Source organism: Phaeovulum sp. (assembly GCF_041596715.1).
Lineage (GTDB): Bacteria > Pseudomonadota > Alphaproteobacteria > Rhodobacterales > Rhodobacteraceae > UBA6213.
This window is the reverse complement of record NZ_JBFHIA010000164.1, coordinates 1-7406: the sequence shown is the minus strand read 5'-3', so window position 1 is coordinate 7406 and position 7406 is coordinate 1. Positions and strand designations below refer to the sequence as shown.

At 64.1% G+C, this 7406-nt stretch carries 10 protein-coding genes; 3 read left to right on the top strand and 7 right to left on the bottom strand.

The genetic code is table 11. The features are described from left to right. Window positions 1-13: 13 nt before the first annotated feature. From ABY403_RS11480 to hisA, 4 genes are all read right to left on the bottom strand, one after another. Window positions 14-1381, bottom strand: a complete 1368-nt coding sequence (locus ABY403_RS11480) for an aminotransferase (protein ID WP_372840951.1) — start codon at window positions 1379-1381, stop codon at window positions 14-16. Between the two features lie 171 nt (window positions 1382-1552). Further along, complete coding sequence (locus tag ABY403_RS11475; protein WP_372840950.1) at window positions 1553-1861, bottom strand: phosphoribosyl-ATP diphosphatase; 309 nt, start codon at window positions 1859-1861, stop codon at window positions 1553-1555. Continuing rightward, window positions 1858-2619 (bottom strand): imidazole glycerol phosphate synthase subunit HisF, encoded by a 762-nt coding sequence (gene hisF, locus ABY403_RS11470; protein ID WP_372840949.1) that lies wholly within the window; start codon window positions 2617-2619, stop codon window positions 1858-1860. Before hisF ends, ABY403_RS11475 begins: the two co-directional genes overlap by 4 nt. Window positions 2620-2733: 114 nt before the next feature. Then, entirely contained in the window at window positions 2734-3453 is a 720-nt protein-coding gene (hisA, locus tag ABY403_RS11465; protein WP_372840948.1) for a 1-(5-phosphoribosyl)-5-[(5-phosphoribosylamino)methylideneamino]imidazole-4-carboxamide isomerase, read from the bottom strand. A gap of 158 nt (window positions 3454-3611) precedes the next feature. Between hisA and ABY403_RS11460 the strand changes: the two genes are divergently transcribed. From ABY403_RS11460 to ABY403_RS11450, 3 genes are all read left to right on the top strand, one after another. Continuing rightward, a complete protein-coding gene (locus ABY403_RS11460; protein WP_372840947.1) occupies window positions 3612-3812 on the top strand; it encodes a hypothetical protein in 201 nt (66 codons plus the stop codon). Between the two features lie 4 nt (window positions 3813-3816). Then, window positions 3817-5286: a sodium:solute symporter gene (locus tag ABY403_RS11455; protein ID WP_372840946.1), complete on the top strand. Its 1470-nt coding sequence runs from the start codon at window positions 3817-3819 to the stop codon at window positions 5284-5286. Window positions 5287-5359: 73 nt separating this feature from the next. Continuing rightward, entirely contained in the window at window positions 5360-5749 is a 390-nt protein-coding gene (locus ABY403_RS11450) for a DUF2147 domain-containing protein (RefSeq protein ID WP_372840945.1), read from the top strand. 16 nt (window positions 5750-5765) lie between these two features. Here ABY403_RS11450 and hisH read toward each other — a convergent pair whose 3' ends face one another. From hisH to ABY403_RS11435, 3 genes are all read right to left on the bottom strand, one after another. After that, the gene (gene hisH, locus ABY403_RS11445) at window positions 5766-6404 is read right to left on the bottom strand and encodes an imidazole glycerol phosphate synthase subunit HisH (protein WP_372840944.1); all 639 of its coding nucleotides are present in this window, start codon (window positions 6402-6404) and stop codon (window positions 5766-5768) included. After that, complete coding sequence (gene hisB, locus ABY403_RS11440) at window positions 6404-6991, bottom strand: imidazoleglycerol-phosphate dehydratase HisB (protein ID WP_372840943.1); 588 nt, start codon at window positions 6989-6991, stop codon at window positions 6404-6406. The genes hisH and hisB overlap by 1 nt, the downstream gene beginning before the upstream one ends. Window positions 6992-7110: 119 nt before the next feature. Then, a partial coding sequence (locus ABY403_RS11435) for an NAD(P)-dependent oxidoreductase (protein WP_372840942.1) occupies window positions 7111-7406 on the bottom strand: 296 nt, incomplete at its 5' end.

The following is a 7406-nucleotide window of genomic DNA, read 5'->3' as shown; positions in this document are numbered from 1 at the left end:
GGGGCCCCTTGGTTCATGCGACCTCGGCAAACACCTTGGTCAGCGCGCGTTCGAGCTTGTCGAACATCTCATCCATCTGCGGCAGCGTCATGATGAAGGGCGGGCACAGCACAATGGCCTGCCCCAGCGGGCGGCAGATCAGCCCCTGATCGGTGCAGGCATTGGCAATGCGCTCTGATACGCTGAGCGAGCCATCGAAGGGGGTTTTGGTGGCCTTGTCCTTGACCGCCTCAAGCGCGCCCATCAACCCCTTGCCGCGCCACTCGCCGATATTGGGGTTTTCGGCCAAGCGCGCCAGCCCCGCCTCGAAATGCGGCGTGAGGTGACGCACGTTTTCGGCCAACCCCTCGTTCATCACCACGTCGATCGCCTTCAGCGCGATGGCGCAACCCACCGGGTGACCCGAGGCGGTGAACCCATGCGGGAACTCTTCGATCGCCTCGGCGGCGGCCTGCACCCGGTCTGAAAGCTCCTCGCCCAGAATCACGGCACCCATCGGGAAGAAGCCGGCGGTCAGGTTTTTCGACGAAATGATCGCATCGGGTTTGAAATCATAGGTCTCGCAGCCCCAAGTTTTACCGGTGCGCCCGAAGCCGGTGATGACCTCGTCGGAAATGATCGGAATACCGTATTTGCGCAAGATCGGCACGACCGCCTGGAAATACCCGTCCGAAGGCACAACCACCCCACCCGCGCCCATTACCGGCTCGGCAAAGAAGCCCGCGATGGTATCAGGGCCTTCCTTGATGATCGTCGCTTCCAACTCGCGCGCCATGCGCAGGGTGAACTGCGCCTCGGTTTCACCGCTTTTCCCGAACCGCCAGTAATGCGGGCAGCCAAGGTGGATAAAGCCCGGCAGCGGCAGGCCGAAGACGCTGTTGTAAGGCTTGCCCGTCATGCTGGCCGAAACGGCGGTGACGCCATGATAGGCGTTTACGCGCGTCAGGATCTTGCGGCGCTGCGGGTTGCCTTCAGCGGCATGCAGGAACCACAGGATCTTGACCATCGTGTCATTCGCCTCGGACCCGGAGTTGGTGTAAAACACCCGCCCCCGGCTAAAGGGCGACACCTCGACCAACTTCTCGCTCAGCATGACCGTCTGATCCGACATCCGGCCGAAAAAGGCGTGATAGCCGGCCAGCTTTTCATATTGCTTCTGGGCGGTTTCTATCAGACCCGGATGGTCGAACCCCGCCACCATGTTCCAAAGCCCCGAGTTTGCATCGAGGTATTCGCGCCCATGCGTGTCGTAGACATAGGGTCCCTTGCCGTGGGTCAGCACCACCGCGCCGCGTTCGTGCACCGAAGGCAGGTCGGTGAAGCCGTAAAGCGAATACCGGTCGGCCCGGGCTTCCCAAGAATTAGGGGCATTGTCGCGCATGGCACTCTCCATAAATACGTGACTGGCAGGCTAACCGGGCCACGCGCCGGGTTCAATGGGGTGCGCGTGTGGCGCGGACAGCTCTTGCAACTGCTTCAGGCCAAATATCCCCGCCGGAGGCGATGCTGCGCGCGCCGCCCGCTCCGCGGGGGATATTTGGCCTGAAGCAGTTTAACGCGCGGCTTTTTCGGCGATGCCCGAAGTGCCCTCGCGGCGCGAGAGTTCGGCCTCGACATCGGCAAGGGTCACGCCGCGCGCGGCGAGCATCACCAGTAAATGGTAGAAAACATCCGCCGCCTCGGCGGTGAGGCGCGCGGTATCGCCCTTGACCGCCTCGATGATTGCCTCGACCGCTTCTTCGCCGAACTTCTCAGCGCATTTTTCGGGGCCCTTGGCCAGCAGCTTGGCGGTCCAGCTGGCTTCGGGGTCGGCGCCGCGGCGCGTTTCGATGGTGGCGGCGAGGCGATAGAGGGCGTTCATGCGAGCCTCATGGGAATACCCGCGGCTGCCATGTGTTCCTTGGCCTCGCGGATGGTGAAGGTGCCAAAGTGAAAGATCGAGGCGGCGAGCACGGCGCTGGCGTGGCCATCACGGATGCCCTCGACGAGGTGATCGAGTGTTCCGACCCCGCCCGAGGCGATCACCGGAATGGGCACGGCTTCGGAGATGGCGCGGGTGAGGGGGATGTTGAAGCCCTGTTTGGTGCCGTCGCGGTCCATCGAGGTCAGCAAAATCTCGCCCGCGCCTTTGGCGGCCACGGTGCGCGCAAACTCGACCGCGTCGATCCCGGTGGCGCGGCGGCCGCCGTGGGTAAAGATTTCCCAGCGCCCGGGGCTGACGGTTTTCGCGTCGATCGCCACCACGATGCATTGGCTGCCAAAGCGGTCGGCGGCTTCGGCTACCACATTGGGGTTGGCCACCGCCGCCGAGTTGAACGAAACCTTGTCGGCCCCGGCCAGCAGCAGGGCGCGCACGTCTTCGTGGCTCCGCACGCCGCCACCCACCGTGAAGGGCATGAAGCACTGCTCGGCAGTGCGGGTCACCATGTCATACATCGTGCCGCGGTTTTCATGCGTGGCGGTGATGTCGAGAAAGCAAAGCTCGTCCGCCCCCGCCGCGTCATAGGCCTTGGCCGCCTCGACCGGATCGCCCGCGTCGATGAGGTTGACGAAGTTGACGCCCTTGACCACGCGGCCATCGGCCACATCGAGGCAGGGGATGATGCGGGTTTTCAGCATGGCGGCTCCTTTGCCCCTAGCTAGCGCCTTGGGGCGGGCGTGGGAAGGGGGCGTTGCGCGCTGCCCGTGGCCCGGCGGGCATTCCCCCCGATTGCTGCAATGACGATGCCGCGATCAGGCCTTGAGCGCGGCGAGCGCCGCGGCGAGATCAATCGCCCCATCATAAAGCGCGCGTCCCGAGATGGCACCAGCGATCACCCCGGTGTCGCGAAGCGCGATGAGGTCGGCCAGCGTCGCCACGCCGCCCGAGGCGATAACGGGGATGGAGACGGCGCGGGCCAGTGCCGCCGTGGCATCTATATTGGGGCCGCCCATCGCGCCGTCGCGCATGATGTCGGTGTAGATGATTGCGGCCACCCCCGCGTCTTCAAAGCTTTTGGCAAGGTCGGTGGCCCTGACCGCCGTGGCCTCTGCCCAGCCTTTGGTGGCGACAAAGCCTTCGCGCGCGTCGATGCCGACCGCGATATGGCCGGGAAAGCGGCGCGCGGCTTCGCGCACGAGCGTCGGGTTTTCCACCGCGATGGTGCCGAGGATGACGCGGGAAAGACCGTGTGCGAGCCAGCGTTCGATGGTGGCCATATCGCGGATGCCGCCGCCGAGTTGCACGGGGATCTTGACGCGGGCAAGGATTGCCTCGACCGCCGCGGCATTGATGGGCGTGCCGGCGAAGGCCCCGTTGAGATCGACGAGGTGCAACCATTCGGCACCTGCGGCCACGAAGGCCGCGGCTTGGGCGGCGGGGTCGGTGCCAAATACGGTGGCGCTTTCCATGCGGCCGTGGATCAGGCGCACGCAGGTGCCATCCTTGAGGTCGATTGCAGGATAGAGGATCATCTGGGGGCTCCGCTGGCGCGATTTTGACAAGGTGATAGCGCCAATCGGCGGCAGGTGCAAACCGCGACGCGGCAAAGTTGACCTAGCGTCATGCAGGAGTTGCGCTTTATCTGGCGGGGGGATAGGTCTCGCCGCAAAGGGGCAGGAGGAGATTTCTAATGGAGCATCGGCACCCGTCGCAGCGGGGTTTGCGGGCGTGGATGGCGCTTACGGCGCTGTTGGTGTTTTTGGGCGGGTATATCCCTTACCGCGTGCTTGCGGGCGGTGCGCCCTCGCTGGCGATCTTCGGGTTCTGGGTGGCTTTTGGTGTGGCGGTGATCGGGCTGATCGTGCTGGCCGTGCTGCGCTGGAAGGACTGAACCGATGATTTCGAGTACGTTGATTTGGGCCGCAATCGCGGTATTTGCCGTTGTGGGTGTGTTGATCGCGCTGGCGGCGCGGCGAGAGAATACCGGCACGGCGGCGGATTATTATCTGGGCGGCAGCCGCCTTGGCGGTTTGGTTGCCGGGCTTTCCTATGGAGCGACCACCTATTCGGCCTTCATGCTGGTGGTGTTGACGGGGCTGACCTATCGCGGCGGCGTAGGCGCGCTGGGGTTTGAGCTGATCTATTTTGCCGGGCTAAGCCTGTTGGTGATATTTGCGCCGCGCTTCTGGCTGGCCGGGCGGAAATGGGGTTTCATCTCACCCGCTGAAATGATCGGTGCACGCTACGGCAGTGCTGCGGTGGCCCGGTTGATGGCAGTGGTTTCGCTGGTCTTTCTGCTGCCCTATTGCACCACGCAGATGGCCGGAATCGGGTTGCTGCTTTCGGGCGTGACGGGGGGCAAGATTTCACTGACGGCAGCGGTTGCGACGGGCGCGGGCCTTGCGCTTTTGTGGACCTTGCTGGCCGGGTTGCGCTCTGTTGCATGGACCGACGCGGCGCAGGCCGGGGTGATGCTTTTGTCGGCGTTGTTTGCGGTGGGTTTTGCGATTGCGGCGATTGGCGGGCCGGGGGCGTTTGTGGATGCAACGCTTGCCTCGCATGGCCAATGGCTCGATCTGCCCGGACCGGGGCTTTGGAGCCTGCCTACGTTCATCGCGCTCGCGCTGCCGTGGTTTTTCTTTGCGGTTTCGAACCCGCAGGTCAGCCAGAGGTTGTTCGTGGCGCGCGACTTTGCGGCGATGCGGCGGATGATCGTCTGGGTGTTGCTGTTCGGGTTTGTCTTTACCCTGATTGCGGTGATCTGGGGGTTTGCGGCGCTGCAATTGGCACCGGGGCTTGAGAACACCGCGCTTGCCACCCCGGCGCTGCTGACCTCGGGGGCGATTCCGGTGGTGGTGGCGGTGCTGCTGATTATCGGTGTGCTTTCGGCCGCGATTTCAACACTGGATTCGATTGCGCTGACGGTTGGCTCGATGGTGGCGCGCGATATGATCGGTGCGGGCGCCAGCGATACGCGGCAGGTTTTTGCCGGGCGGTTGGTGGTGGTGGTGGTGATCGTATTCGCCGCCGGGTTTGCCATCGATTCCGCGCGGGTGGTTGACCAGTTGGCCGCGCTGTCGGCGGCGGGTTTGCTGGTAACGGTTCCGCCCATTGTCGGGGCCTTTTTCTGGCGTCGTGGCACGGCGGCAGGGGCGCTTGCCTGCCTTGGCGGCGGCGCGGCAGTCGCGGTCTGGCTGGCAATGGTGCAGGGGGTGAGCGTGTTCAACCCGTGGCTTGCGGCAAGCGTGGCTGGGGTGAGTATCGGGCTTTTCGTGGCGGTGAGTTTGCTGACGCAGCCGCGCCCCAAGTCACTCGACTTTTCGGAGGCGCTGCGCGAAGATTTGGCATTGCACAACGTCTGGTAAGCGCGACCCTACGTCAGGCTTGCGCGGAATCAACCGACGTGTCGGAATAAAGCGACTTTCTGGGAGGAGAGCTATGAAGAAAATGGTACTGGCGGCGGCTTTTGCCGTCGTGGCCGGCGCTGCGTGGGCAGACCCGGTGGAAGGCGTTTGGCAGACGATCCCCGATGACAACGGCGAGTTTGGGCATGTCCAGATCGCGCCCTGCGGCGACAAGCTCTGCGGCACGTTGATCCGGTCCTACGATCAGGCGGGCAAGCCGAAAGAGTCGGAAAACATTGGCAAGATGATCGTCTGGGACATGGTCGCCCAAGGCGGTGGGGCCTATGGAAGCGGCAAGGTCTGGTCACCCGATCGCGACAAGACCTACAACTCGAAAATGCAGATGAATGGCAACGCGCTGGCCGTTGAAGGCTGCGTTCTGTTCGTCTGCCGCGATGGCGGCACCTGGACGCGGGTGCAGTAAAGCCTGCGCGCGGGCTTCAGGGGTTCCAACCAAGGAAGTTGGCAATCAGTCTGAGGCCCGCGGTTTGGCTTTTCTCGGGGTGGAACTGGACGCCGACCATGTTCGCACGCCCGATTATGGCGGTGATCGGGGTGCCGTAGTCGCAATGCGCCAGCAAATGCGCCGGATCGGCCACCTTGAAGTGATAGGAATGCACGAAATAGGCGTGATCGCCCGTACCGATACCCGCAAGCACCGGATGCGGGCGGTCGATCACGAGGTCGTTCCAGCCCATATGCGGCACCTTCATTGATGCCTCGGCAGGCTCGATCCGCACCACCTCGCCACCGATCCAATCAAAGCCCGGCGTTTCGGAATATTCGAGCCCGCGCGTCGCCATCATCTGCATACCGATGCAGATGCCCAGAAACGGGCGCGCGCGGCTGTGCACCGCCTCTTCGATCGCCTCGAAAAGCCCGCCATGCGCATCGAGCGCGCGGCGGCAGGAGGGAAAGGCACCATCGCCCGGCAGCACGATACGGTCGGCGCGCGCCACATCTTCGGGGCGCGAACTGACCAGTACCTTGCCGCCACCCACTTCGGCGGACATGCGTTGAAACGCCTTTTCAGCCGAATGCAGGTTGCCGCTATCGTAATCGACCAGAACCGTCAGCATCAGAGCGCGCCTTTGGTCGAGGGCAGCGCACCGGCCATGCGCGGGTCGGGCTCGACCGCAGCGCGCAGGGCGCGCGCCACTGCCTTGAAGGCCGCCTCGGCGATGTGGTGGCTGTTCAGGCCGTGGAGTTGGTCAACGTGCAGCGTAAGGCCAGCGTGGGTTGAAAGCGCCTGAAAGAACTCGCGCACGAGCTCCGTATCGAAGCCGCCGATCTTGGCTGTCGGGAAATCGACGTTCCACACAAGGTAGGGGCGACCCGAAAGATCGAGTGCCGCGCGCACCAGCGCATCGTCCATCGCAAGGTCGAAATGGCCATAGCGGCGGATGCCACGCTTGTCGCCCAAGGCGGCACTGAGCGCCTGCCCGAGCGTGATGCCCACGTCTTCGACCGTGTGGTGGTCATCAATGTGCAGATCGCCCGTGGCGTGGATGGTGATGTCGATCAGCGAGTGGCGCGCCAGTTGGTCGAGCATATGGTCGAAAAAGCCGATGCCGGTGGCGTTTTCATAGGTGCCTGTGCCGTCAAGGTTGACCGTGGCCGCAACGCGGGTTTCGTGGGTCTGGCGGGTGATCGTGGCATTGCGCATGGGGCTTCTCCGCTGCATGTCGCTGCCTTATAGGCGGCGGATGTGGCTTTGTTAAGCCATGCGGAGCGGCTTGTGGCGCGCGGGTGCCTCCGGCGGGGATATTTTGTCTGAAGCAGTGGTCAGTAGCCGCGCACCCGGCTGACGAGGTTGAGAAGTGGTTGGCCCGCGTGATCGCGGCGGATGTTTTCGGCAATCGCGCGGGCGGCGCTGGCGGGGCGCGTTTCGGCGGCGATATGGGGGGTAACGGTCACGCCGGGGTGCGCCCAATAGGGATGTTCGGCGGGCAGCGGTTCGGTGCGAAACACATCGAGCGTGGCATGGCCGATCTGACCGCTGTCGAGGGCTGCAAGAAGTGCTGCATCGTCGATCACGTTGCCGCGGCCGGGGTTTATCAGCCGCGCGCCACGCGGCAGTT

What these genes read in the sequence shown, in the direction of transcription:
- ABY403_RS11475 (WP_372840950.1), bottom strand. Translation starts at nt 1,861, where the DNA reads ATGAACGCCCTCTATCGCCTCGCCGCCACCATCGAAACGCGCCGCGGC.
- ABY403_RS11450 (WP_372840945.1), top strand. Translation starts at nt 5,360, where the DNA reads ATGAAGAAAATGGTACTGGCGGCGGCTTTTGCCGTCGTGGCCGGCGCT.
- hisH (WP_372840944.1), bottom strand. Translation starts at nt 6,404, where the DNA reads ATGCTGACGGTTCTGGTCGATTACGATAGCGGCAACCTGCATTCGGCT.
- ABY403_RS11480 (WP_372840951.1), bottom strand. Translation starts at nt 1,381, where the DNA reads ATGCGCGACAATGCCCCTAATTCTTGGGAAGCCCGGGCCGACCGGTAT.
- hisB (WP_372840943.1), bottom strand. Translation starts at nt 6,991, where the DNA reads ATGCGCAATGCCACGATCACCCGCCAGACCCACGAAACCCGCGTTGCG.
- hisF (WP_372840949.1), bottom strand. Translation starts at nt 2,619, where the DNA reads ATGCTGAAAACCCGCATCATCCCCTGCCTCGATGTGGCCGATGGCCGC.
- ABY403_RS11455 (WP_372840946.1), top strand. Translation starts at nt 3,817, where the DNA reads ATGATTTCGAGTACGTTGATTTGGGCCGCAATCGCGGTATTTGCCGTT.
- ABY403_RS11460 (WP_372840947.1), top strand. Translation starts at nt 3,612, where the DNA reads ATGGAGCATCGGCACCCGTCGCAGCGGGGTTTGCGGGCGTGGATGGCG.
- hisA (WP_372840948.1), bottom strand. Translation starts at nt 3,453, where the DNA reads ATGATCCTCTATCCTGCAATCGACCTCAAGGATGGCACCTGCGTGCGC.